The following is a 24,426-nucleotide window of genomic DNA, read 5'->3' as shown; positions in this document are numbered from 1 at the left end:
TGATTATTTAGTAATATGTTTTACTAAAATTATTTCTCTACAATTTCTACTTCAAATAATTTATCCCAACGTTTTCCGGTAATAAACAAGGTATTGGTATCTGGATTGTAGGCTATACCATTTAATACGTCTAAACCTTCGTGTTGTGTAACTTTCTTTTTAAGAGGAGAGAAGTCTACAACACCAATAACAGCTCCGTTTTTAGGATTTATAATAGCTACACCATCCTTTTGATAACGGTTAGCATAAATATCGCCATTAACCCATTCCAGTTCATTTACACCAACAATTTTGCCTTTGTTAGTGTAAACTTCAATATGGTCGTCTTCAGTTAATGTTTCCGGATTTAACAACCAGATATTTTCACTACCGTCACTTTTGTAAATCGATTTGCCATCGTTACAAAGTCCCCAGCCTTCTTTACTTTTCCCGTATTTAAAACTGCTTATTTTTTCAAATGAATTTACATCGTAAACAAAACCTGTGTTTTCTCTCCAGGTAAGCTGATAGATTTTATCATTTAAAATGGTTAAACCTTCCGCGAAAAACTGATCAGCTATATTTATATTCTTTAAAACATCTCCGGTTTTGTAATCAACTAAGCGAAGTTTAGATTCTTTATATTGACCAACACTTTCGTAAAGTTGTCCGTTGTGAAATTCTAATCCTTGGGTATAAGAAGTAATATCATGTGGATATTCATTAACGATGTTATAGGTATACACTTTAGGTAATTCGCTGGCTAAAATAGTGACCACAGTATTGATGGTTTGTTTTTCGCCATTAAAGTAAACAGTGGCTTCAACAGTGTGTTTTCCTAATTTGTAATTTGAAAGTGTAAGATTATTTTCAATAGACTTTCCGTCGAAAGTATAAGAAACGGAGTCGATAGTATACGATTTTAGATTTTCAAGATCTAATTTTAGGGTCTCATTACTGGAAATATTGCCTTTTTCGGCATTCGTTTTAATAGAAAATCCATTTTTTTTCGATCCTGTGTTAGAACCACAGTTTATAAGGGTTGTGCTTAAAAATATGATTACTAAGTACTTGTATGTTTTCATTTGAGATGTTTAATTTAAAGCAAGATATTTATTTAAAATCAGAGTAAAAAATCATTGTGAAACTTTTAAAAGATTGTATATTTGCAGCGGCAAGTCCTACACAACCAGCTCCTGTTGAATCCTCCAGGGCGGGAACGCAGCAAAGGTAAATGGTCGTAGCGGTGTGATGTAGGTAGCTTGCCTTTTTTTATGCCTTTTTGTTTCCTAAAAAGCCATTCAAAATACTACCTTTACGTCTTCAAAAAACATCTAAATATGTCTAAAGTTATTTTAATTACAGGAGGATCTTCTGGTATAGGAAAATCTATTGGAGAATTTTTAACAGATAAAGGTTTTATTGTTTACGGAACAAGTAGAAATCCTGAGAAATATCCGGATAGTAAATTTCCCATTTTAGCTTTAGATGTAAAAAATACAGATACGATTAAGCAAACGGTTTTTACCATTATAGAAAAGGAAGGCAGATTGGATATTGCTATTAATAATGCCGGAGCCGGAATTACCGGAGCTATTGAAGAAATTCCAGAGGAAGAAATTAAAGCGAACTTTGAAACTAATTTTTTCGGACCTATAAATGTGATTAAAGCCGTATTACCGCAGATGCGTAAACAACAATCGGGTTTAATCATCAATATTACGTCTATTGCCGGTTATATGGGCTTACCTTATCGCGGTGTTTACAGTGCAAGTAAAGGCGCTTTGGAATTGATTACTGAGGCTTTTAGAATGGAATTGAAAGGGTTTAATATTAATATGACTAATATTGCTCCCGGAGATTTTGCTACCAATATAGCTGCAGGACGTTATCATGCGCCGTTACTGGATGACTCACCATATAAAGAACCTTACGGAAATACCTTAGAGTTAATGAATACTCACGTAGACAGTGGCAGTGACCCTTTAATGATGGCTAAAGCAGTCTATAATGTAATCAATACAAAATCACCCAAGGTGCATTACAAAGTAGGGGAGTTTATGCAGAAATTCTCTGTGGCTTTAAAACGTATTTTACCAGATAAGGTATACGAAAAATTACTAATGAATCACTATAAGCTTTAATAAGTTTGTAGTGATTATTATCGGTTAATCATACCTAATACTTCCTCCTCAAAATTACTTGAGAAAATATTGGCATTACTGTTAACTATAATTTTGTGCTTATCTACTAAATAAGTTTTAGTCATAGGCTGTACAGCTAAAAACTCTTTAGATACTTTTGGGTTTTTTAAGATGTACTCGTACTGTAAAGGGAATCTTTTATCTATTAGTGATTTCTTAATTCTATCACTATCGTAATTATCGATATTAACTGAAATAAAGTTAACTTCAGGATATTTCATTCTTAGTTCTCTTAATTTATAATGACTATCCTTAAAGTGATCGTAATATAAATGAGACCAGAATGTAATAACAGTAGGTCTATCAATAATTTCCTTTAAATCTAATTCGTTGTTTTTAGTATCGAAAGCTTTAACCGATGGGAAGGTTGCCCCATTTTTAGTTACGTCCAGCATCGAAACAAAGCGTTTGAAATTTTCTTTACTTTCTTCGTCAGTACTTTTATTTAAATAAGAATTTAGAAGTTTATTATTGCTTATAGAATCTGTACTTCTTGCTAAATAGTTTATAGTATAATAATAAAGTAGCTCTTCTTTAATAACAGGATTACTTACTAAACTATCAATGAGTTCCAGCTTATCTAAAGTGTAACACAGCGAGCTTCTATTAAAGTGTTGTTTGTCATTATGGTTGTAATGCTCATGAAGCGCCATATTGTTAAAACTATGTCTTAAAAACTTATCGTAATAATGATTGTCTTTAAAAAAAGCATCGTTGTAATCAACATCTTTTCTGTAATCGTAGAAATCCTTAGGAAGAGATTCTAAAATAGTACTTTTATCTCTTCCGTAATGCACCATAGGATAAACCTCTTTGCTAGAATAATAGTTATAATTAATATCAGCCATGGCTATTTTGTCAAATAGCTCAGAAGTTTCATAACGATCTTTAAACAACTTAAGGTTTTTAAGTTTGATGAATTTTAAAGAATCAATACGTTTAAGATATAATTCAGGATTTAATTGGCAGTATTTAAAAATATTCTTTTCCTGAATTTCGTTTATTAAAAATTCATTAACCAAATAGTTGTTCTTTTTGTCACCGCGTCCGGTGTAAACCAGAGATTCATCAAATTCAAGGGTATTAAGCCTAAAAAGTAAACTGTCTTTTGGTTCTAAAAAAACAACCTGAATTTCACCACCATGATGAAAGGTGTATAAACCACCAGTTTCAATATTTTCAAATTTGTAAAGAAAACGGTTACGATTATCTAACTTAACCGTATCAATAATTTTATCGGCTTTCGAGAGAACAACAAAGTCATTACCAGGGTTAATAATTTCCCCTCCAAAATATGCATAATTCTCATTTTCGGCTTTTTTGTCATCTACACAGTTAACCAGTGTTAAACCTAAAAATATGCATAAATAGTGTAATCTCATAGAATGTTTGGTCGACTTTATTACTATACAAAAATATGGGTTGTATTAATATAGTGCTGTTAAGGCGTTGTTAAAGTTGAAACTTCGAAAAAACAGCTAATATAACAAAATCATTGAGTTATTCGGGTTAAAATTCAGGAACTAAGTTTCCACTTACGGTTTGAATTTTCTACTTTTGCACAAATTTATAGCAACGCTCTACAAAAGAGTTTTAGAAATGTTTGCTATATATAAATTAAGCGAATACAAAATCAGGATTTTAAAACATCTGAGTTAAACGATTATAAACTTATGTTATCAGTATCAAATTTATCAGTACAATTTGGAAAACGTGTGTTGTTCGATGAAGTAAACACAACATTTACTACAGGGAATTGCTATGGAATTATTGGCGCAAACGGAGCCGGTAAATCTACGTTTTTAAAGATTATCTCAGGAAAGCAGGATGCAACTTCTGGTCATGTTCATTTAGAACCGGGAAAACGTATGTCGGTTTTAGAACAGAACCACAACTTATATGACGAACACACCGTTTTAGAAACCGTATTAATGGGAAACAAACCATTATTCAAGATTAAAACGGAGATAGATGCATTATATGCAGATTACACAGATGAGAATGCTGAAAAAATTGGTGAGCTTCAGGTGCAGTTTGAGGAAATGAATGGATGGAACGCCGATAGCGATGCAGCTGCGATGCTTTCTAACCTGGATATTAAAGAAGATTTTCATTACATGTTAATGAAAGATCTAGATGGTAAGCAAAAAGTACGTGTGTTATTGGCACAGGCCTTATTTGGAAATCCGGATGTATTAATTATGGATGAGCCTACCAACGACCTGGATTATGAAACGATTTCTTGGTTAGAGAACTTTTTGGCAAATTATGAAAACTGTGTTATTGTGGTTTCTCACGACCGTCACTTTTTAGATGCGGTTTGTACACACATTTCAGATATCGACTTCGGAAAAATTAATCACTTTTCAGGAAACTATACCTTCTGGTACGAGTCGTCGCAGTTAGCAGCACGTCAACGTGCACAACAGAATAAGAAAGCCGAAGAAAAGAAGAAAGAATTAGAAGAGTTTATTCGTCGTTTTTCTGCTAACGTTGCAAAAAGTAAACAGGCAACCAGTAGAAAGAAAATGATTGATAAGTTAAATATCGATGATATTAAACCAACAAGTCGTCGTTACCCGGCGATTATTTTTGATCGAGATAGAGAAGCAGGAGATCAAATTTTAAATGTTCAAGGTTTAGCCGCATCCATTGATGGCGAAACGTTATTTAAAGATATCGACCTAAACTTAGCTAAAGGAGATAAAGTAGTAGTGTTCTCGAGAGATTCAAGAGCAACTACAGCATTTTATCAGATTTTAAACAATAAGCAAGAAGCAGATGCAGGTAAATTTGACTGGGGTGTAACAACCACACAATCTTATTTACCATTAGATAACAGCGAATATTTTGAAAACGATTTAACGTTGGTAGAATGGTTACGCCAGTGGGCTAAAACCGAAGAAGAGCGTGAAGAAGTTCATATTCGCGGTTTCCTTGGAAAAATGATTTTTAGTGGTGAAGAAGCGCTTAAAAAATCGAATGTACTATCAGGAGGAGAGAAGGTGCGTTGTATGTTAAGTAGAATGATGATGACCAGAGCTAACGTATTAATGTTAGATGAGCCTACTAACCACTTGGATCTTGAAAGTATTACGGCGTTCAATAACTCGTTAACAAACTTTAAAGGAACGGTGTTATTTACAACTCACGATCATGAGTTTGCTCAAACAGTAGCAAATCGTGTGGTAGAATTAACTCCAAACGGCGTTATCGATCGTTACACAACATTCGATGAATATATGCAGGATCCAAAAATTAAGGAATTACGAAACAGTATGTATTCGGTTAAAGCTTAATCAAAACTTTATAGATAAAAAAAGCGACTTCATATGCTGGAGTCGCTTTTTTTGTAGAATATTTTTAGTTTAAGCTTCTAATTCTGAATTAACATCATTTATTATTTGTGTTGCTTTCTCTAATTCATCCTGATGAACGAATATTTCCTGAAATCCAGGTAATATACCACCTCCAAAACCTGCTAATCGCGCCGATTCTGTCTGATCTTTTACAATAGGGTTTATCCCGGCATCTTCAAGTTCTAAAATAAAACGCCTGACCATAATGGCATCGCCGGTGTAAATTTTTGTGTATTCAGAGTTTTTCATAAATTTTAGTTTTTGTAATTAAGCTTCCAGTTCAGAGGTTAAATCTTTTATTGCTTTAGTAGCGGCTTCAAGTTCATCTTTATGCACAAAAACTTCCTGGAAATCTCTTGATCCTCCAAAAACATCGGCTATTAAACCAGTTTCAGATTGTTCTTTAACGACGGCACTAATGCCAACTTTATCTAATTCACTTATAATGCGTTGGGTTGTAACCAAACTGCCAGTATATATTTTAATATAATTTGAGTCTTTCATGATATTAAGTTTTAATCGTTGTCTTCTAAAGATACAATTTTTTTGTGAATTTGTATCACGATATGTGTAGCTAAAGTCTACTTTATTGAGTATCTTTAGTATATAAATCTCCGTTGTGAAAGACATTCAATTTGTATTCTTATTATTAGCTCTTATCGCAGAAGTTATAGGGACTGTTGGTGGTTTTGGATCGTCTGTGTTTTTTGTGCCTATTGCTAATTTTTATTTCGATTTTCAAACCGTTTTAGGCATCACAGCTGTGTTTCATGTAGTGAGTAATCTTAGTAAAATTGCTTTGTTTAAAAAAGGAATTGATAAAACCTTAATCCTTTATATTGGTGTACCAGCAGTTTTATTTGTTATTATTGGCGGAATTGTGAGCAAGTTTTTAAAAGTCACTTTTTTAGAGTTGTTTTTAGGTTTCTTTCTTGTATCTCTAAGTTTATTATTTCTCATTAAAAAAGATTTAATCATAAAACCTCACAAAAAAGAAGCCATTGTTGGTGGAACGCTTTCTGGGTTTGTAGCCGGAGTAGTGGGCACAGGAGGGGCTATTCGCGGATTAACTATGGCGGCTTTTAATCTTGAAAAAAATGTATTTATAGCAACTTCGGCCATTATAGATTTTGGTGTAGATTTAAGCAGAACAATTGTCTATTTCTTTAACGGGTATATTAAAGAAGACATTTTAATATACATTCCGTTTTTAGTAGGGATTGGTATTCTTGGAACTTATATAGGAAAATTGCTTTTGTATAAAATTTCACAGGAAAACTTTAAAAAAATATCTCTGGGATTGATATTGATTATAGGGATAGTAACCATAATAAAAAGCGCATTTGATTAGAAAATCGAATGCGCTCTTTTAGATTTATAGTTTGTAAATTATCTTAATTCCGCTCCTAACTGGCTTTCAAAATTAGATTGTAATTTACTCATAATCTTATCAATTTGCTTATCATTAAGCGTTTTGTTTTCATCCTGAAGCGTGAAACTTACTGCATAACTCTTTTTGCCAGCTGGTAAGTTTTTACCTTGGTATACATCAAACAGGTTTACACTTTTAAGTAATTGCTTTTCGGTTTGTCTGGCAATTTTGTAAATAGATTCAAATGTTACCTGATCGTCCAATAATAAAGCGAAATCACGACGCACTTCGGGGTATTTAGGAATTGGTTCAAAAACAACTTTATTACGCTTAACAATCGTTAAAATGGTATCCCAGTCAAAATCGGCAAATAACACTTCCTGAGCAATATCGAAATGTTTTAAGATTGGTTTTTTCACCAGTCCGAAATCAACCAATTTCATTTTACCTAAACTGAAACTTACGCCTTCAGCAAATAAATCAGAGTTTACAGGACTTTCATTGAATTTAGAAATACCTAAACGTTCTAAAATATTAATCACATAACCTTTTAAATAGAAGAAATCACTTTTTGAACTAGGAGAATTCCAACTTTCTAAAGATTTATTTCCTGTTACAAATAAAGCCAAATGTTTAAATTCTTCACGTTTGTCTTCACCTAAACCGTGGTAGGTTTTTCCAAATTCAAAGAGTTTTAAATCACCACGTCTTCTATTAATATTAAAAGAAATAGCTTCTAAACCAGAGAACAATAACGACTGTCTTAAAACAGATAAATCGTTACTTAACGGATTCAACATGCTTATGTTATGCTCTTCTTTTAACTGGTCACTTAAAGCAGCATAAGCGGGTGTTGTTAACGAATTTGATAAAGTTTCAAAGAATCCTAAAGCCGCTAACTGATCTCCAATTATGTTTTGAATTTTATGATCTTCAAAACGCGTTGAATTAGAAATAGAAGCATTTAACTTTTCAGTAGTTTTAATATTGTTATATCCGTAAACACGTAATATTTCTTCAATAATATCTGCTTCACGTTGCACGTCGTTTCTGTAAGCAGGTACGGTTAAACCTAAACCAGCTTCGGTAACGTTATTAACCTTAATTTCTAAAGACGATAAAATACGTTTGATCGTTTCCTTCGGAATTTCTTCTCCAATTAATTTCTTGGCGTTATCGAAACTTAAACGCACCTGGAAATCTTCAATTTTGTTCGGGTAGAAGTCCATAACATCTGAAGTTACTTCACCACCCGCAATATCCTGAATTAATAAAGCAGCTCGTTTTAATGCATATTCTGTAATATTTGGATCAATACCACGTTCAAATCTGAAAGAAGCATCTGTATTTAAAGCATGACGCTTCGCTGTTTTACGAACACTTACCGGATTGAAATACGCACTTTCTAAAAAGATACTTGTTGTCGTTTCTGAAACTCCGGAATATTCACCACCAAAAACACCAGCAATACACATCGGTTTTTCAGCATCACAAATCATTAAATCATCTTCATGTAATTCGCGCTCAACACCATCTAAGGTTTTAAATTTGGTTCCAGAAGGCAGTGTTTTAACTTCAACTTTATTTCCTGCAATTTTTGCCGCATCAAACGCGTGAAGTGGTTGCCCTAATTCGTGTAAAACATAATTTGTAGCATCTACCACGTTGTTTATTGGAGCTAAGCCAATAGCTTTTAAACGGTGCTTTAACCAGGCCGGAGATTCTTTTACTTTTAAACCAGAAATGGTAACGCCACAGTATCTTGGTGCTAAATCTTTATTTTTAACTTCAACATCAATTTTTAGTGTTCTGCTATCCACATGAAAAGCACTAACGGATGGTGTAATTAATTCTAAATTAATTTCTTTTTGAACTAAGCCAGCTTTTAAGTCGCGGGCAGTTCCCCAATGACTCATCGCATCGGAACGGTTTGGCGTTAAGCCTATTTCAAATACGTGATCGCTTTCAACCTCAAATATTTCAGCACAAGGAGTTCCAACAGTAAGTTCACTATCAAGAACCATAATGCCATCGTGCGATTTACCTAAACCAAGTTCGTCTTCAGCACAAATCATTCCGTGACTTTCTTCACCACGAATTTTCCCTTTTTTAATGGTCCAGGCTTCACCTTCTTCAGTGTATAAAGTTGTTCCAATAGTCGCTACAGGTACTTTTTGCCCAGCGGCAACATTTGGTGCACCACATACAATTTGTACAGGGGTATCACCTCCAATATTTACAGTAGTAACGCTTAATTTATCGGCATTTGGGTGTTGTACACAAGTTAATACTTCTCCAACTACAACGCCTTCCAAGCCTCCTTTTACAGATTGGTAAGTGTCAATACCTTCAACTTCTAAACCTAAATCTGTAAGTAACTCACCAGTTTGTTCTGGTGTCCAATCTGTTTTTATAAATTGTTTTAACCAATTATAAGAAATCTTCATAAACCAAGTTCTGTTTTAAGGCTGTAAAGATAAAATATTGCGGTTAGCATTCAAACATAAACCCTTAATTTATCTCGTTTTTAGAAGGATATTAAACAACAGAATTTTAAGTGTGAAATTACAGGTTTTCAAGAAGTAAATTATAGTCGTACTGAAGGTCTTCGTGAAGACCGGAAACCACTTTTTTTATTAGTGCCAGCTGACGATTATACAGGTTTTGAAGCTGAGCACTTTTTTTGTAACTAGGTTTGAAATCTTGTAGGGTTTGTAGAAAGTGGAGTAGAAGTTCTACTTCGGTTTCTTTGTTTTGTGAGTAGCGAATGTACTTTTTGGTCTGCGTTAAAATTTTACGCACACTTTTTCGAATGAAAAAATAGCTTTTAGTATTTATCGTTTCAAATTGTGAATCGATATGTTGTTTTATACTTTCTATATACCCGCTTTCATCGTCAGACTCAAAAAGCAGGTAGGTAATAAGTTCTTTGTTTTCTTTTTTGAATTTCGATAACCGCAGGCAGAATTCTATAAGTTCTTCCGGAGATTTATGTTTTAACTCCTTTTTTATGTTAACTATAGAAGTCGCTTGCAATACTTATTGTTTTTTGAATCCGTCGATTGAGAATTTACCTGGTCCCATTAAGAAAATAGCAATGAACCCAATTAAGAATAAAATAGATTTTTCTTTAACGGAAATTGGGTCACTGGCGTGAACAATTAGACCTGCAACCAACATGGTAATAATCGTTGGAATGGTTGCCCATCTGGTTTTAAAACCAATTAACACCAATAGGGGAGCGACTGCTTCACCAATAATAGCCAGACTTAATGATAAAGGCTGACCTAAACCAATAGGGTCTGCGAATTTAATTGGGCCTAAAAACAAAGACTGAAATTTAGGAATGCCATGTGTTAGCATCATCACACAGAATCCAACTCTTAAAACCAGTAAACCGATATCAGGAAAATTCCTTTTCATATGTAGTATATATTTGAATTAAATATACACTAATTTAACGAAGTTTTGGAAATTCTTCTGGATTTGTTTCGTGCATCACACCATAAATAGCTTCAAAAATATCTTCAGCAGAAGGTTTAGAGAAGTAATCTCCGTCATTTCCGTAAGCTGGTCTATGCTCTTTAGCTGTTAAGGTTTTAGGCTGACTGTCTAAATACTGGTAGGCGTTTTGCTTGTTTAAAATTTCATTTAAAATGTAAGCTGAAGCACCACCAGGTACGTCTTCGTCAATAATCATGACACGATTTGTTTTTTGAATACTTTTAACAATATCATGATTTAAATCGAAAGGCATTAACGATTGTACATCGATAACTTCGGCATCTATACCAACAGCTAAAAGTTCGGTAGCGACTTGTTCAACTATACGAAGCGTTGAGCCATAAGACACTAAAGTGATATCTGAACCTTCTTTTACGGTTTCAACAACACCAATTGGTGTTTTTAAGTAGCCAAGGTTGTTAGGCATTTTCTCTTTTAAACGATAACCGTTAAGACATTCAACAACAATTGCAGGGTCGTCACCTTGCAGTAACGTATTATAGAAACCAGCGGCTTTAGTCATGTTTCGAGGAACTAATACATTAACTCCTTTTACTAAATTTAAAATACCACCCATTTGAGAACCCGAGTGCCAGATACCTTCTAATCGGTGACCACGTGTTCTAACAATTAAAGGCGCTTTTTGTTTTCCTTTAGTTCTGTAATGTACAGTTGCAAGGTCGTCACTGATAATCTGTAAAGCGTACATTAAGTAATCTAAGTACTGAATTTCGGCAATAGGTTTTAAACCTCTTAAAGCCATTCCAATACCTTGCCCTACGATGGTTGCCTCACGAATACCAGCATCAGCAATACGAAGCTCACCGTATTTTTCCTGTAAGCCTTCCAGTCCCTGATTAACATCACCAATATTTCCGGTATCTTCTCCGAAAATTAAAGCTTCAGGGTATTTGTTGAAAATAACATCGAAGTTATCACGAAGAATGATTCTTCCATCAACCTGCTGTGCCTTTTCGTCGTAGGTTGGTTTAACTTCCTTGATTAAAATGTTAGAATGTTCTGTTTCAGAATAAAGATGAGAACTAAATTTAGGCTGTGTTTCCTCAAGACATTTGTCAATCCATTGAACTAATTTGTCTTTCTTAGAAGATTCTTCACCTATGGTATATCTTAAAGCGCGTCTACCATGAGATAAGATGTCTTTTCTGGTAGGTTCGTCAATAGCTTCTAAGCTGTCTTTTAATTTATTAATGAAAACACCATTAACACTGCTTTCGGCTAATTGTTTTAAAACAGCAACCAACTCACGCTGATCGTCTGACACTGGTTTTAAGAATGTAGTCCATGCTTTGCGTTTCGCTTCCTTAACTTCTCGTTTAATAACACGATCAATTTCGGTTAAATCTTCATTGGTAGCAATACCGCTGTCAATAATCCATTGACGCATTCTGGTGTTGCAGTCCTGCTGAACTTCCCAGTTTAAACGTTCAGGTGATTTATAACGTTCATGAGATCCTGAAGTTGAGTGTCCCTGAGGTTGTGTTAATTCGGTAACGTGAATTAAAACAGGAACATGCTCTTCGCGAGCAATAGCACTAGCTTCCTGATAGGTCTCAATCAGGTTAGCATAATCCCAGCCTTTTACGCGTAAAATTTCGTAACCTTTATTGTTTTCATCACGTTGAAATCCTTTAAGAATTTCTGAGATGTTTTCTTTTGTTGTTTGATGTCTGGCGTGAACAGAGATGCCATATTCGTCATCCCAAACGCTAATTACCATTGGTACTTGCAATACACCTGCAGCATTGATGGTTTCAAAAAATAAACCTTCACTTGTACTGGCATTACCAATAGTTCCCCAAGCGACTTCATTTCCATTAACAGAAAAATTTGAAGCGTTAATCCCTTCAACGTTTCTGAAGATTTTTGATGCCTGAGCCAATCCTAGTAAACGTGGCATTTGACCAGCAGTAGGAGAGATGTCTGAACTTGAATTGTATTGTTTGGTTAGGTTTTTCCAGCTACCGTCATTATTTAAACTGTGGGTAACAAAGTGTCCGCCCATTTGACGACCAGCCGACATAGGTTCCTGCTCGATATCTGTATTAGCATATAAACCTGCGAAAAATTGTTCAGGAGTAAGTTCTCCTATCGCCATCATAAAAGTTTGGTCCCGATAATATCCTGAACGCCAGTCACCTTTTTGAAAGGCTTTAGCCATCGCTAACTGAGGCACTTCTTTACCGTCTCCAAAGATCCCGAATTTTGCCTTTCCTGTTAACACTTCACGTCGCCCAAGTAAGCTACATTCCCGACTTCTCACTGCTATTTTATAATCGTTTAAAACTTCTGTTTTAAAATCTTCGAATGAGATGTTGTTTTTCAAATCTGGAGTGGTTTGCATGTTAGTTGCCTCTTTTAAACTTTTTGCAAAAGTAGTTAATCTTTAGGTTTTATGCAATTATATTTCGATTGAAGAAATTAACAAATTTCTAAAAAAATGATTTTTAAGATGTTTTGATTGAAAAATGTTTACTCGAATTAATGATTTAGTAATAATTACGCAATAGGTTAGAACCAACGCCTTCTAAATAAACCAAGTAACACTTGAGGGTCTAAAGTAAATTTAAAGCGTATTCTTTCTTCGTATTTTGGTTGCGAAACTTCCCAGCCCAGGTTAGAATAAATTGGGAAATAGACCTCAAAATAATCGGTAACCAGATTTATTCTAATTCCTGAATCGTATACAAATTCAGCAGAACTATATTTGTTTTTTACATAACCAATATCCCCATATGCTAAAATGTAACGCCATAAAGTGGTGCTCATATTAACTGTAGAAATCCATTGATTGGCAAATGGAGTTTCTAGTTTAGATTTAAACCCTCCTTCGGCTTCAATGTACTGCTGGCTGAAAATTCCCGAGCTTTCCGATCTTCCTAAGTATGGATATTCAAATAAATAATCGGTAGGGCGATCTAATGCAAAACTAAAATAATCGGAATTAATATCATTTCTATTACTTAAAAATACTCCGGTATACGAACGTAAATTAAGTTGCCGGTTATTTTGAAACAGGTGCCTGTATTCAAAATTAAACACCACTTTGCTAAATGTTTTTGCTATTTGCAAGTCAGTGTACCATTTTGTGTAATTGATTAAATTATCATTGGAATGTACGTAACGCGCATTAAAAACATTATAGCTTGGTTCATCAGTAGTATATATATTATTAGCATCTTTATCTCTGTGAATATCCAAATATCTAAAAGAAACTAAATGTCTTTTGTTTGACCTGAAATCGTCATCTTGTCTGAAATATAAAGATAACGATGGCGTAAACTGTCGAACAAATAGATCTGGTGCATATGAATGGTAGCCACCAAAAAAGCCATAGTTAATGGCATAAAGGTTTCTGTTTTCAAGATTGTGAGTCATTGAAACTACACCAGAGCCAGTAAATGATCTGGATTTAAAAGCGTATTGCGGCGATAGTTTATAGCTGAAACGTTTTCTTAGCAATGTTTTATTGTAGGCTTTCATGCCCAGAGTAAAGCCATCATAAATATTATTAAACTCCAAAAGCGGCATTAAAAAGACCTGATTATAATAAGGGTCTTCAATATCTTTAAATAGTCTGAATTGTAATGGTTTGTTATTGAAGAAGAAACCTTTTAACGATTTCCAATTGTCTCGTTCATTAATTTCAGGAATAATACTGTTGTAGTTTAAAACCAGTTTATTCGCTTCGTCCCTAGGAATCGTCAGGGTTTTGTTATTGCTTATGTTTTCAATCCATATTTTAGAAATTACACTGTCATTATTTAGTGTATATAAAGATACAGGCATGTTGTTGTGACGCTTGTTCTTAATAGTAAGCGTAACAGAATCTTTGGTTTTAGATACGTTCTTGATTTTGAAATCCAGTTTTTCTCTTGTAGACAAGTAATCGTTGAAAAACCAATCAATATTTTTATTGGTTTTAGATTTTAAATAGGTTTCAAAATCGGAAGAATTTATTGGTTTTAGTTTGTTTTCTGCTACAAAAGACTCAATTGTATTTTCAACAATATGACTATTTACAAAATCGTCAAGGTAGTTTAATCCTATGCCTGCTTTGTATTTATTAGCAATGTTAGCATTGAATTTTAAAAGAGAATCTTTAGCCATCGTTAAAGGTTGATCTCTGTTGGTTCTTGCCATTAGCATAAAGGCTAAATTGTACTTGTCATTATAGCGCATATCGGCCGCATGAAATGAACGTACGCCCCAAAAATTAGCTAAAGATCCAAGGAATTTCATGTTTGGGTAATGTTCTTCAACATAATTCATGAGATAGAAAATCTCAATACCATCAATTAACCATTGGTCTTTTCTCGGGTTAATTAGCAATGTATTTTCTAGATAATTATGAAGAGCAACTTTTAGAAGTTTTACCTCGTATTTGAAATTATTTGGATATGTGTTTATAAAACTCGGTAGAAAATTTAAGCCATAAACCGGATTGTCGTCGTAATCGGTTTGTGTTACAAGAAGTTTTTCATGAGGGTAATCACCAAATTTTTTTGTAATGTATTTTATTATTTTTTCGGTGATAAGTACCTTGTCTATGATCTCTAAATCTTCATCATCAATATCTGAAACAATTGAAAAGTCTTTGGTTTCAACTGTATTGAATTTTGATGTTTTGCTTAGGAATAATTTGTTAACTGTTCGGGTTTTTCCTTCTAGCGTAACTAATTTTAAATCAGTATTTTGTGATTCTTTAATTAAATCTAAATCTGAAGTAATCGTGTAGGATTTAGGACATTCTATTTTTAAAGAAACATCGGTTTTAGGAATGAATAAATCATTCAAATCTTTGTTGCTATAATGCTGCCATTCACCATTATATATGGCAGGAGTAATATACCAGTACTTTAAATTTAAATCACCTGTTTTAGTGATGCCGTATCCTGTGAATTTATCGCTAGGCAGTTGAACTATATAATCCAAATGAATGTTGTATGATTCTCCAGGTAGCAGTGTCGAATCTAATAATACCTTGACAATATCTATTTGTCCTTTCAGGTCGTGATATTTTAAGTCCTGGTCATTACTTTTTACCGATGTTAAAATAGAAAAGCCGCGTTCCTCATTTTTTGCTAAATGAAAATCGTTACGATATTCATCAGCAATACGCTTCGCTAAAGGCGTCGTTTTTGTAGCATACGAATTTGCCCAGTTGTTTAAATATATGGATTGAAGTGTGTCTTGAGATGTATTTTGATATTGAATGTTTTGAGAAATTTTAATCTGTTTGTTCTCAATATTAAATACCGCGTGTACGTCAATTTTGTTTTGACCAAAACAATAGAATCCCAATAATAGGCTTATGGCAGAACTAAGGTGACGGATTTTCAATTTTTATTTAAAATTAGGGGTTCGTAATTCTATTATACAAAGATGTAAACGAAAATTATTAATTAAAATATTGTGTAAGATATAGTTCGTCGAATGTTTTAAAAATTTGGACTTAAACCGGATTCTTTATAGAAACCATCTAAGATGTCTATAACTTCATCTTCAGAATCCACTAAATGAATTAAATTTAAATCATCAGGGCTTATGTTACCGTGACTTAGAAGTGTCGATTTAATCCAGTCTATAAGGCCTTCCCAGAATTCAGTTCCGACAAGGATAATTGGAAATTTTTCTATTTTATGGGTCTGAATCAGAGTCATTGCTTCAAACAATTCATCTAAAGTTCCGAAGCCACCTGGCATAACTACGAAGCCTTGTGAATATTTAACGAACATAACCTTTCTAACAAAAAAATAATCGAAATCCAGACTTTTATCTGAATCTATATAAGGATTGTCGTGCTGTTCGAAAGGTAGTTCTATATTCAATCCAACCGATGTTCCGCCGCCAATATGAGCACCTTTGTTTCCGGCTTCCATAATACCTGGACCACCACCGGTTATTACCCCGTAGCCAGCTTCGACAATACGTCTGGCAATGCTTTCGGCAAGTTGATAGTATTTTTGATCTGATTTTGTTCTGGCTGAACCAAATATGGATACACAAGGACCTATTTTGCTCATTTTTTCAAAACCATTAACAAATTCGCCCATGATTTTGAATATTGCCCAAGAGTCGTTCGTTTTTATCGCATTCCACCCTTTAGGGTGTTGTTCTTTTCTCATAAATTGCATTATTTTTTTTGATTATTCATTACGCCTACTGGTTAGTATGCTTAGTGAATTGCTCAAATTTAGTTTTCTATTTTATGAAAAGCAAACTACGACAGTCATATTATTTAAAGACCTAATTCTTTCTTTAAAAATTTAGCCGTATAACTCTTTTTGTGCATGGCAACTTCTTCGGGGGTACCTTCAACAACTACTTTACCGCCGCCTTTACCGCCTTCGTAACCTATGTCGATAATATGATCTACTGCTTTTATAACATCCAGATTGTGTTCTATAATTAGCACCGTATTTCCTTTGTTGGCTAATTTGTTAAGCACAATCATTAACACGCGAATATCTTCAAAATGCAATCCCGTAGTGGGCTCATCTAAAATATAGAAGGTGTTTCCAGTGTCGCGCTTACTTAATTCGGTTGCTAATTTGATGCGTTGTGCTTCACCACCAGATAGGGTAGTGCTTTGTTGTCCGAGTGTGATATATCCTAAGCCAACATCTTTAATGGTTTTAACCTTATTGTGAATTTTAGGGATATGCTCGAAGAATTCAACGGACTCGTTAATGGTCATATCTAATACATCACTAATAGATTTTCCTTTGTACCTAATTTCAAGAGTTTCACGGTTGAAGCGTTTTCCTTGACAGGTTTCACATTCCACATAAACGTCTGGAAGGAAATTCATTTCGATTACTTTTAATCCACCACCTTGACAGGTTTCACAGCGTCCGCCTTTAACGTTAAAACTAAAGCGTCCCGGTTTGTACCCGCGAATCATTGCTTCGGGAATTTTAGCGAATAAACTTCTGATTTCGCTAAAAACACCAGTATAAGTTGCCGGGTTGCTTCTTGGTGTTCTACCAATCGGCGATTGGTTGATATCTATAACCTTATCTATATGCTCCAGACCTTTAATGCTTTTATAAGGCATAGGTTTTTTAACGCCGTTAAAATAATGCGCGTTAAGAATCGGGTAGAGGGTTTCGTTAATTAATGTCGATTTTCCACTTCCGGAAACACCGGTAACCCCAATCATTTTTCCTAAAGGAAATTTAACCGATACATTTTTAAGATTGTTACCTGTACACCCGTTAAGTTCAAGGAATTTACCGTTGCCTTCTCGACGCTTTTCAGGAATTTCAATTTCTTTTGTACCATTTAAATAATCGGCAGTAAGCGTGTCGTGAGTTAAAAGTTCCTGAGGTGTACCAATACTAATGATTTTTCCACCGTGTTTCCCTGCTTTCGGACCGATGTCGATAACATAATCGGCACGTTCAATCATGTCTTTGTCGTGTTCAACCACTATCACTGAATTACCGATATCTCTTAGTGAAACTAAAGAATTAATTAGTTTTTCGTTATCTCGTTGGTGCAGACCAATGCTTGGTTCATCTAAAATGTATAGCACACCTACAAGTTGTGAGCCTATTTGTGTTGCTAAACGAATACGTTGCGCTTCGCCACCTGAAAGGGATTTAGAGCTGCGGTTTAGTGATAGGTAGTTTAATCCGACATCTAATAAAAACTGAAGTCTTGATTTAATTTCTTTTAAAACTTCTTCCGCGATTTTTAATTGCTTTTCCGAAAGATGTTTGTTTAATTCATTAAACCATGCGGCTAACTCTGAAACGTCTGTATTGGCGAGTTCAGCAATGTTTTTCTCGTTTATTTTAAAGTATAAAGATTCTTTCTTTAAACGAGTGCCATGACATTCCGGACATTCAATTTTATCCATATAATCTTTGGCCCAACGTTTAAGCGATGTGGTTTCGGCAGTTTTATATTGGTTTTCAATAAAATTAGCAACGCCTTCAAAATCTATTTTGTAATCTCTGGTAACACCTAAGCTTTTGCTTTCTATTGAAAATTTTTCATTTCCACCGTAAAGAATTAAATGTTTGGCTTCTTCAGGAATGTCTTTGTAGGGGTCTGATAAGTCAAAATTATATCGCTGAGCAATGGTGTTTAGTTGTTTAAAAATCCAGCTGTTTTTTTCTGGTCCGTGTGGGGCTAATGCTCCGTTTTTAATAGATAAGGTGTCGTCAGGAATAATTTTCTTTTCGTTGACTTTTCGCATGGTGCCTATACCATTACAAGCCGGACAAGCGCCTTTTGGCGAGTTAAATGAAAAGTTATTAGGTTCTGGGTTTGGATATGAAATACCCGAAGACGGACACATTAAGTTTCTGCTGAAATAACGAACTTCCTGTGAATACTGATCAAGAATCATTAAAACGTCTTCGCCATGATACATAGCTGTGTTAATGGTTTCAGTTAAGCGTTTATCGTTATCGGCAGATTCGTCTATTACCAGTCGGTCAATTACAATTTCAATATCGTGCGTTTTGTAACGATCGAGTTTCATGCCTTTTTTAAGGTCTTGAATTTCACCGTCTGTTCTAACCTTAACAAAACCCTGTTTTGCAATCTGTTCGAATAATTCACGATAATGACCTTTACGCGAACGAATAACCGGAGCTAAAACATTAATGCGCTTGCCTTTAAAATCTTTTATAATTAATTCTTTAATCTGCTCATCGCTATAGCTAACCATTTTGTCTCCGGTATTGTAGCTATAGGCATCGCTGGCACGCGCATAAAGCAAACGTAGAAAGTCGTAGATTTCGGTTATGGTACCTACAGTAGATCGTGGTGATTTGCTGGTAGTCTTTTGTTCTATCGCGATTACGGGTGAAAGTCCGTCGATTTTATCAACGTCAGGACGTTCCAGTCCTCCAAGAAATTGTCTGGCATACGCCGAGAAGGTTTCTATGTATCGTCGTTGTCCTTCAGCGTAAATGGTATCAAAAGCTAATGATGATTTTCCACTGCCGGATAACCCTGTGATAACCACAAGTTTTTCACGAGGAATAGATACATCAATGTTTTTCAAATTGTGTACTCGGGCTCCTTTTACTTCTATAAATTCTTCGAAATGACTCATATAATCGCAAAAGCGCAAAGTTACAATTTTAGTTGTTAAATAATTAGAAGGAAGACTTTTGATTTTAGTCGAAGTAATAAAAAAAGCCGCGTTGTTAAACGCAGCTTTTGGTGGTGTATTTTAATTAGTTGGTAAAGTATTATTATGTCTGAAATGAATCAGATCAAAATTTTGAATAACTACTGTTTTTAAATTTTACAGGTAGTTACCGATAGGTAATTAGTTTAATTGTGGTTCTAAAGTAATAGAGTTTAAGATATTATGCAAATGGGGTTTCTCATTATAAGTGTAAAATTACCATGTTTGAGAGTTGTTGTTTTTGTTTTTTTTGAGGGGTCTGTGTGTGTTGTTGAAGTTAATTTAATGTTAAGAGTGTGTTTTTACGGGGGTGTGTGATGTTTATTTTATGTTTAAGATTAGCTACCCTTGTTTTTTTTGGGGTTTAAAAAAAGTTAACGAATGTTAATTATTTAACAAATTTTTAAGAAATGTAATGAATTAAAAGCTGGTTTTAATGTCATCAATTTCTAAACCTAAGAAAAGAAGCTTATGAAAAGTTGGGAGCTGAGCATTTGTTGAAGTTGTTATCCAATCGCTCCATGTGGCTTCCAAGCCGTCTATAGGTAAAATGGAAGTCCACATTTTAAAACTTGAGGGTTTTCCTGTTTCATCAAAAAGCCATAAATAAGAATCTCCAGGTGTTGAGCCTCCTGCAGTATAGGTTATTAATAACCCTTTTTTATTATTGGGTAAATCTACAATTCTGCGCTCGGTGCCTGTATCGAAAACTTTATAAGGTGCTACTAACCAGAAAGAGTCGTTGTTGAAATATTTTACAGCTTTTTCGATAAGCTCGATGGCTAATTCGCCATGCACATCAAAGCTGTGAACAAAAGCTTTATGGTTGTTTGGGTTGTTTAAATCAAGATCTACACTATATTCTTTCCAGTAAACTTTACAGGTATTGTTGGTCTTGTTCCATTCGTAGTGATGTCTTTTCTTAAATGTCCATTCAATTAGTTTTGTGTTTTCGTAGGCTTCGTAGTTTAGAGATGTTAGCATGGCTTTTGCCAGGGCATCTGCTTCTTGTCCTTGGGTGCCATGTGGAAGATTTTCGTTGTATTTAAAATAAAGAAAACTAAAAAACAGTAGACTGGGAAGGGTGAAAAATACCAGTACTCCGAAAAATATTTTTAAACCGCGTTTTAGTTTCATAGGCAGATTATCTGATGAATGTTATAAAAATGAAAAGTCGAATGCATTCTAAAATATTAATTACTAATGACTTGATGAAATAAATTAGATTAAAAACGATAGGTGTAACAAGTTTTCGATAAAGTGTTGTTTATTATTTGTTTACGAAGCATTTTTATTAATAATATAAGTGTGCTCTTTTAGTTTTTGTTTAGAGAACAGCATAAGTTCATCGAAAAATTCCAAAAACTCATTTTCAAATTCATCATAAAACTCTTCAAGTTCATTAACGGCCTCATTCATACTTGAGCGATGTTTGGTGCGTCGGTTCATACCATCTAAAACCCTGGAAATACCATCTATTGAAGCGTAGCTTAGCAACCAGTTGTCGGTCATCATATATGGCATCATGTTTTGGATACGAAGTGGAAGCAGGTCGTAATGATTCTCTAAAGTGTCATAAAAATTCTCAGCATAAACTTTAAGGGAGCTGTGGTGATATTGTTGCCAGTTTTTTGCTAAAAAATGATCGTAAAGAATATCGACAATAATACCCGAGTAATGACCGTATTTTTCATGTAAACGTTTAGTGCTTTGTCTGACTACCTGATGTGCATCTGTAAAGGTGTCGATGTTTCTGTGAAGTAGAATACCAATTTGAATATCGGTATCGTAGTTTTTGTAGGCTTTTCCTTTGATGCCATCGGCAATAAAATTACCAATAGTAACTAATTCGTTTTCTCCGGAAAGGTAAATATGGGCTAAATAATTCATTTGTGAAATTTACGAATTAGGTTTTAAGAATTACAACTTTGTAATTGTATATTTGTTTCAAACTAAATATAATTAAAAAATTAATGACATTAATAAAATCGATTTCGGGAATTAGAGGAACCATAGGGGGGCAAGTAGGAGAGAATTTAACACCTATTGATGCGGTTAAATTTGCAGCGGCATATGGTACATGGATTAAGCAGCAGCGCGATAAGAAAGATTATAAGGTAGTTGTTGGGAGAGATGCACGTATTTCGGGTAAAATGATTCAGGATTTAGTGATGAATACTTTAGTGGGTATGGGTATTCATGTAGTGGATATAGGATTATCTACAACACCAACTGTTGAAGTAGCGGTGCCTATGGAACACGCCGATGGCGGAATTATATTAACAGCAAGCCATAACCCAAAGCAGTGGAATGCTTTAAAATTATTAAATGCAAAAGGTGAATTTTTAGATGGGGTTGAAGGTGCTAAAATATTAGATTTCGCTGACAGTGGGACTATAGATTTTGCGAATGTTGACAGTCTTGGAAAAATAACTAAAAACAAAGCCTACATCGATTTACATATCATTGAGGTTTTAGATTTGCCTTTAGTTACGGTAAGTCCAATTGAAGAAGCGCGTTTTAAAGTTGTAGTAGACGGAGTGAATTCTACAGGTGGCTGGGCAATACCTTTATTGCTTGAACGTTTGGGGGTGGAAGTTGTTAAATTGTATTGTGAGCCTAACGGACATTTTCCGCATAATCCCGAACCATTAAAAGAGCATTTGTCTGAGTTGTCAAAACGTGTGGTTGAAGAACGTGCCGATTTCGGTATTGTTGTAGATCCGGATGTCGATCGTTTGGCTTTTGTGGATGAAAATGGAGAGATGTTTGGGGAAGAATATACACTTGTGGCCTGCGCCGATTATGTGTTAAGTAAAACACCTGGTAATACGGTGAGCAATATGAGTTCTACACGTGCATTGCGCGATGTTACCGAAAAGTATGGCGGAACTTATGAAGCCAGTGCGGTAGGGGAAGTAAACGTGGTGAAACTCATGAAGCAAAATAAAGTTGTTATTGGAGGTGAAGGTAACGGAGGAATTATTTACCCAGATGCACATTACGGTCGTGATGCTTTGGTTGGTGTGGCTTTATTTTTAAGCTTGTTAGCTGAAAAGGATATGAAAGTAAGCGAACTTAGAAAAACGTATCCAGATTATTATATGAGTAAAAAGAAAATAGAATTAACACCAGGTTTAGATGTTGATGCTATTTTGAAATCCATTGAGGAACGTTATCAGAACGAGCAATTGTCAACTATTGATGGTGTGAAAATTGATTTTGCCGAAAGCTGGGTGCATTTAAGAAAAAGCAATACAGAGCCAATTGTTAGAATTTATACCGAAGCAAAATCTCAAATATTAGCAGATGAATTGGCAGATAAATTTATTGAAGAGATTGGAGAGATAGCAGGAATTAACGTTTAAAACTTTGGAAGTCATGGCTACAAAAATTTTATCTACTATTTTAATTGCAGTACTTTTTTTGCAGTCATGCGATAAAGATAAAGAATACAGTTCTATTGATGAAGTCAACTGGAAAAGCAGAACGGTTCATTCGGTGTTACCTGATTCTTTAATTAAAGGGAAAACGTATTTATCGGTGTATTCTCAAATTTATAGTGAAACAGAACATCGTATTCACAGTTTAACGGCTACTGTAAGTATTAGAAATATTAATGAAAAGGACACGGTTTATATTGATAAAGCTACCTATTTTGATACACATGGAAATGCCATTCGAACCTATTTCGATAAGACAATTTATGTTGCGCCTATGGAAGCTGTAGAGATTGTTATTGATGAACGTGACGAGGAAGGAGGAACCGGAGCTAATTTTTTATTCAATTGGCGAATTAAAGGGTCTTCAAATTCTCCATTTTTTGAAAGTGTCATGATTTCAACTTCAGGACAACAAGGTATTTCTTTCACAACTCAAGGAAAAGAACTGAAATAGATAAAAGTATTTGTAATAAAAAAGGCAACATTAAAAATGTTGCCTTTTTTATTATTCTGGTTTTCTGTCTTTGTATTTCCAACGTTTATGTGTCCAGAAATAATATTCAGGAGCGTCCTGAATTTGTTTTTCAACTTCGCGTAAAAACATGTCGGTTAATTCATAATCCTTATATTCAGTACTGTTTTCTGCTAATGTTTTTATTTCAGCTTCATAATGTCCGCGTTTTACCTTTGTGACTTTTAAAAAGGCTGTGGTTAAGTCTAATTTTTTAGCTAAACGTTCGGCGCCAGTAAAGCAAGGAACTTCAATTCCCATAAAATGACCCCAGTAAACTTCCTTCGTTAGGCGAGGAGATTGATCACTCAGAAAAGCCATAATGCTTTTAATATTCTGGCTCTCGTTTTCATTTATGGTGCTAATGGTTTCTTTTGTACTGATAAGAGTGGTGTTATACTTAGAGCGCATGCGTCTTACCAAACCGTCAAAATATTTATTTGATAATTTTTTATAAACAGCTAGCCCATTAAAATTTATATAATTTTGTAATGCTAATGACCATTCCCAGCTGGCATAATGACCAAACATTATAATAATACTTTTGTTTAAACTTTCAAGTCGTTTAAACTCCTCCGGGTTTTTTATTTTGAAACGTTTGTTTAATTCCTTTTCAGATATAGTTAGTGTTTTAGTCATTTCTAAAAACATATCACATAAATGCTTGTAGAATTTTTTTGTAATGAATAAAACTTCTTCATCCGTCTTTTCAGGAAAAACAAGTTTAATGTTGCTCTTTACGACTTTTTTTCGGTACCCTACAATATAGTAAATGAGTATATATAAGCCATCTGAAACAAGATAAAGCAAAGGAAATGGTAGTATGGATATAAACCATAAAAGTGGATAAACCAGAATATATGCTAGAAATTGCATGAA

Annotated in this window: 19 protein-coding genes and 1 other RNA gene; 6 read left to right on the top strand and 14 right to left on the bottom strand. The window is 34.3% G+C overall.

Annotation, left to right across the window (positions count from 1 at the left end):
- Positions 1 to 29 precede the first annotated feature (29 nt).
- Complete coding sequence (locus NO995_RS08890) at positions 30 to 1,064, bottom strand: glutaminyl-peptide cyclotransferase (RefSeq protein ID WP_258227194.1); 1,035 nt, start codon at positions 1,062 to 1,064, stop codon at positions 30 to 32.
- Between the two features lie 87 nt (positions 1,065 to 1,151).
- On the opposite strand from NO995_RS08890, the gene ffs reads away from it, so the two are divergent.
- Both ffs and NO995_RS08880 read left to right on the top strand, forming a co-directional pair.
- An RNA gene (ffs, locus tag NO995_RS08885) (signal recognition particle sRNA small type) lies at positions 1,152 to 1,250 on the top strand.
- Between the two features lie 69 nt (positions 1,251 to 1,319).
- Positions 1,320 to 2,123, top strand: coding sequence for an SDR family oxidoreductase (locus NO995_RS08880; RefSeq protein WP_258227193.1), 804 nt, complete (start codon positions 1,320 to 1,322; stop codon positions 2,121 to 2,123).
- 17 nt (positions 2,124 to 2,140) lie between these two features.
- Here the strand turns inward: NO995_RS08880 and NO995_RS08875 are convergent, their stop codons facing one another.
- On the bottom strand, positions 2,141 to 3,565 hold the full coding sequence (locus NO995_RS08875; protein WP_258227192.1) for a hypothetical protein: 1,425 nt from the start codon (positions 3,563 to 3,565) through the stop codon (positions 2,141 to 2,143).
- 291 nt (positions 3,566 to 3,856) lie between these two features.
- Here NO995_RS08875 and NO995_RS08870 point away from each other — a divergent pair, with 291 nt between their 5' ends.
- Entirely contained in the window at positions 3,857 to 5,482 is a 1,626-nt protein-coding gene (locus NO995_RS08870; RefSeq protein ID WP_240574173.1) for an ABC-F family ATP-binding cassette domain-containing protein, read from the top strand.
- A 69-nt stretch (positions 5,483 to 5,551) separates the two neighbouring features.
- On the opposite strand, the gene NO995_RS08865 is transcribed toward NO995_RS08870, so the two are convergent.
- Together NO995_RS08865 and NO995_RS08860 are read right to left on the bottom strand one after the other, a co-directional pair.
- On the bottom strand, positions 5,552 to 5,791 hold the full coding sequence (locus NO995_RS08865) for a DUF2007 domain-containing protein (RefSeq protein ID WP_258227191.1): 240 nt from the start codon (positions 5,789 to 5,791) through the stop codon (positions 5,552 to 5,554).
- Between the two features lie 18 nt (positions 5,792 to 5,809).
- Complete coding sequence (locus tag NO995_RS08860) at positions 5,810 to 6,046, bottom strand: DUF2007 domain-containing protein (RefSeq protein ID WP_240574156.1); 237 nt, start codon at positions 6,044 to 6,046, stop codon at positions 5,810 to 5,812.
- Between the two features lie 115 nt (positions 6,047 to 6,161).
- On the opposite strand from NO995_RS08860, the gene NO995_RS08855 reads away from it, so the two are divergent.
- Positions 6,162 to 6,893, top strand: coding sequence for a sulfite exporter TauE/SafE family protein (locus NO995_RS08855; RefSeq protein ID WP_258227190.1), 732 nt, complete (start codon positions 6,162 to 6,164; stop codon positions 6,891 to 6,893).
- A 38-nt stretch (positions 6,894 to 6,931) separates the two neighbouring features.
- Here the strand turns inward: NO995_RS08855 and pheT are convergent, their stop codons facing one another.
- From pheT to NO995_RS08810, 9 genes are all read right to left on the bottom strand, one after another.
- Positions 6,932 to 9,361 (bottom strand): phenylalanine--tRNA ligase subunit beta, encoded by a 2,430-nt coding sequence (pheT, locus tag NO995_RS08850; protein ID WP_258227189.1) that lies wholly within the window; start codon positions 9,359 to 9,361, stop codon positions 6,932 to 6,934.
- A 118-nt stretch (positions 9,362 to 9,479) separates the two neighbouring features.
- Positions 9,480 to 9,950, bottom strand: a complete 471-nt coding sequence (locus NO995_RS08845; protein ID WP_258227188.1) for a hypothetical protein — start codon at positions 9,948 to 9,950, stop codon at positions 9,480 to 9,482.
- A 3-nt stretch (positions 9,951 to 9,953) separates the two neighbouring features.
- Positions 9,954 to 10,337 carry a DoxX family protein gene (locus NO995_RS08840; RefSeq protein WP_240574145.1) on the bottom strand — a complete coding sequence of 128 codons (384 nt, stop codon included), beginning with the start codon at positions 10,335 to 10,337 and terminating at the stop codon, positions 9,954 to 9,956.
- Between the two features lie 34 nt (positions 10,338 to 10,371).
- Positions 10,372 to 12,783 carry a thiamine pyrophosphate-dependent enzyme gene (locus tag NO995_RS08835; RefSeq protein WP_258227187.1) on the bottom strand — a complete coding sequence of 804 codons (2,412 nt, stop codon included), beginning with the start codon at positions 12,781 to 12,783 and terminating at the stop codon, positions 10,372 to 10,374.
- Positions 12,784 to 12,950: 167 nt separating this feature from the next.
- Positions 12,951 to 15,782 carry a metalloprotease gene (locus tag NO995_RS08830; RefSeq protein ID WP_258227186.1) on the bottom strand — a complete coding sequence of 944 codons (2,832 nt, stop codon included), beginning with the start codon at positions 15,780 to 15,782 and terminating at the stop codon, positions 12,951 to 12,953.
- Between the two features lie 98 nt (positions 15,783 to 15,880).
- Positions 15,881 to 16,567: a TIGR00730 family Rossman fold protein gene (locus tag NO995_RS08825; protein WP_240574120.1), complete on the bottom strand. Its 687-nt coding sequence runs from the start codon at positions 16,565 to 16,567 to the stop codon at positions 15,881 to 15,883.
- 113 nt (positions 16,568 to 16,680) lie between these two features.
- Positions 16,681 to 19,515: an excinuclease ABC subunit UvrA gene (gene uvrA / locus NO995_RS08820; RefSeq protein ID WP_258227185.1), complete on the bottom strand. Its 2,835-nt coding sequence runs from the start codon at positions 19,513 to 19,515 to the stop codon at positions 16,681 to 16,683.
- A gap of 498 nt (positions 19,516 to 20,013) precedes the next feature.
- Entirely contained in the window at positions 20,014 to 20,730 is a 717-nt protein-coding gene (locus NO995_RS08815) for a hypothetical protein (protein ID WP_258227184.1), read from the bottom strand.
- 141 nt (positions 20,731 to 20,871) lie between these two features.
- Positions 20,872 to 21,483, bottom strand: coding sequence for an ACP phosphodiesterase (locus NO995_RS08810; RefSeq protein ID WP_258227183.1), 612 nt, complete (start codon positions 21,481 to 21,483; stop codon positions 20,872 to 20,874).
- Between the two features lie 83 nt (positions 21,484 to 21,566).
- Between NO995_RS08810 and glmM the strand changes: the two genes are divergently transcribed.
- Both glmM and NO995_RS08800 read left to right on the top strand, forming a co-directional pair.
- A complete protein-coding gene (glmM, locus tag NO995_RS08805; protein ID WP_258227182.1) occupies positions 21,567 to 22,961 on the top strand; it encodes a phosphoglucosamine mutase in 1,395 nt (464 codons plus the stop codon).
- A gap of 13 nt (positions 22,962 to 22,974) precedes the next feature.
- Positions 22,975 to 23,490: a DUF3124 domain-containing protein gene (locus NO995_RS08800; RefSeq protein WP_240574106.1), complete on the top strand. Its 516-nt coding sequence runs from the start codon at positions 22,975 to 22,977 to the stop codon at positions 23,488 to 23,490.
- Positions 23,491 to 23,541: 51 nt separating this feature from the next.
- On the opposite strand, the gene NO995_RS08795 is transcribed toward NO995_RS08800, so the two are convergent.
- Entirely contained in the window at positions 23,542 to 24,423 is an 882-nt protein-coding gene (locus NO995_RS08795) for a lysophospholipid acyltransferase family protein (protein WP_258227181.1), read from the bottom strand.
- Positions 24,424 to 24,426: the final 3 nt, after the last annotated feature.

This window comes from Aestuariibaculum sp. M13 (genome assembly GCF_024723255.1).
Classification (GTDB): domain Bacteria; phylum Bacteroidota; class Bacteroidia; order Flavobacteriales; family Flavobacteriaceae; genus Aestuariibaculum; species Aestuariibaculum lutulentum.
The sequence above is the reverse complement of the archived record's forward strand: the minus strand, read 5'-3'. Positions and strand labels throughout refer to the sequence as shown.

Coding starts and splice junctions, on each gene's coding strand:
- NO995_RS08875 (WP_258227192.1), bottom strand. CDS start 3,565: ATGAGATTACACTATTTATGCATATTTTTAGGTTTAACACTGGTTAAC.
- NO995_RS08815 (WP_258227184.1), bottom strand. CDS start 20,730: ATGAAACTAAAACGCGGTTTAAAAATATTTTTCGGAGTACTGGTATTT.
- NO995_RS08840 (WP_240574145.1), bottom strand. CDS start 10,337: ATGAAAAGGAATTTTCCTGATATCGGTTTACTGGTTTTAAGAGTTGGA.
- NO995_RS08800 (WP_240574106.1), top strand. CDS start 22,975: ATGGCTACAAAAATTTTATCTACTATTTTAATTGCAGTACTTTTTTTG.
- NO995_RS08865 (WP_258227191.1), bottom strand. CDS start 5,791: ATGAAAAACTCTGAATACACAAAAATTTACACCGGCGATGCCATTATG.
- uvrA (WP_258227185.1), bottom strand. CDS start 19,515: ATGAGTCATTTCGAAGAATTTATAGAAGTAAAAGGAGCCCGAGTACAC.
- NO995_RS08795 (WP_258227181.1), bottom strand. CDS start 24,423: ATGCAATTTCTAGCATATATTCTGGTTTATCCACTTTTATGGTTTATA.
- NO995_RS08890 (WP_258227194.1), bottom strand. CDS start 1,064: ATGAAAACATACAAGTACTTAGTAATCATATTTTTAAGCACAACCCTT.
- NO995_RS08835 (WP_258227187.1), bottom strand. CDS start 12,783: ATGCAAACCACTCCAGATTTGAAAAACAACATCTCATTCGAAGATTTT.
- NO995_RS08825 (WP_240574120.1), bottom strand. CDS start 16,567: ATGAGAAAAGAACAACACCCTAAAGGGTGGAATGCGATAAAAACGAAC.
- NO995_RS08870 (WP_240574173.1), top strand. CDS start 3,857: ATGTTATCAGTATCAAATTTATCAGTACAATTTGGAAAACGTGTGTTG.
- NO995_RS08810 (WP_258227183.1), bottom strand. CDS start 21,483: ATGAATTATTTAGCCCATATTTACCTTTCCGGAGAAAACGAATTAGTT.
- NO995_RS08860 (WP_240574156.1), bottom strand. CDS start 6,046: ATGAAAGACTCAAATTATATTAAAATATATACTGGCAGTTTGGTTACA.
- NO995_RS08880 (WP_258227193.1), top strand. CDS start 1,320: ATGTCTAAAGTTATTTTAATTACAGGAGGATCTTCTGGTATAGGAAAA.
- glmM (WP_258227182.1), top strand. CDS start 21,567: ATGACATTAATAAAATCGATTTCGGGAATTAGAGGAACCATAGGGGGG.
- pheT (WP_258227189.1), bottom strand. CDS start 9,361: ATGAAGATTTCTTATAATTGGTTAAAACAATTTATAAAAACAGATTGG.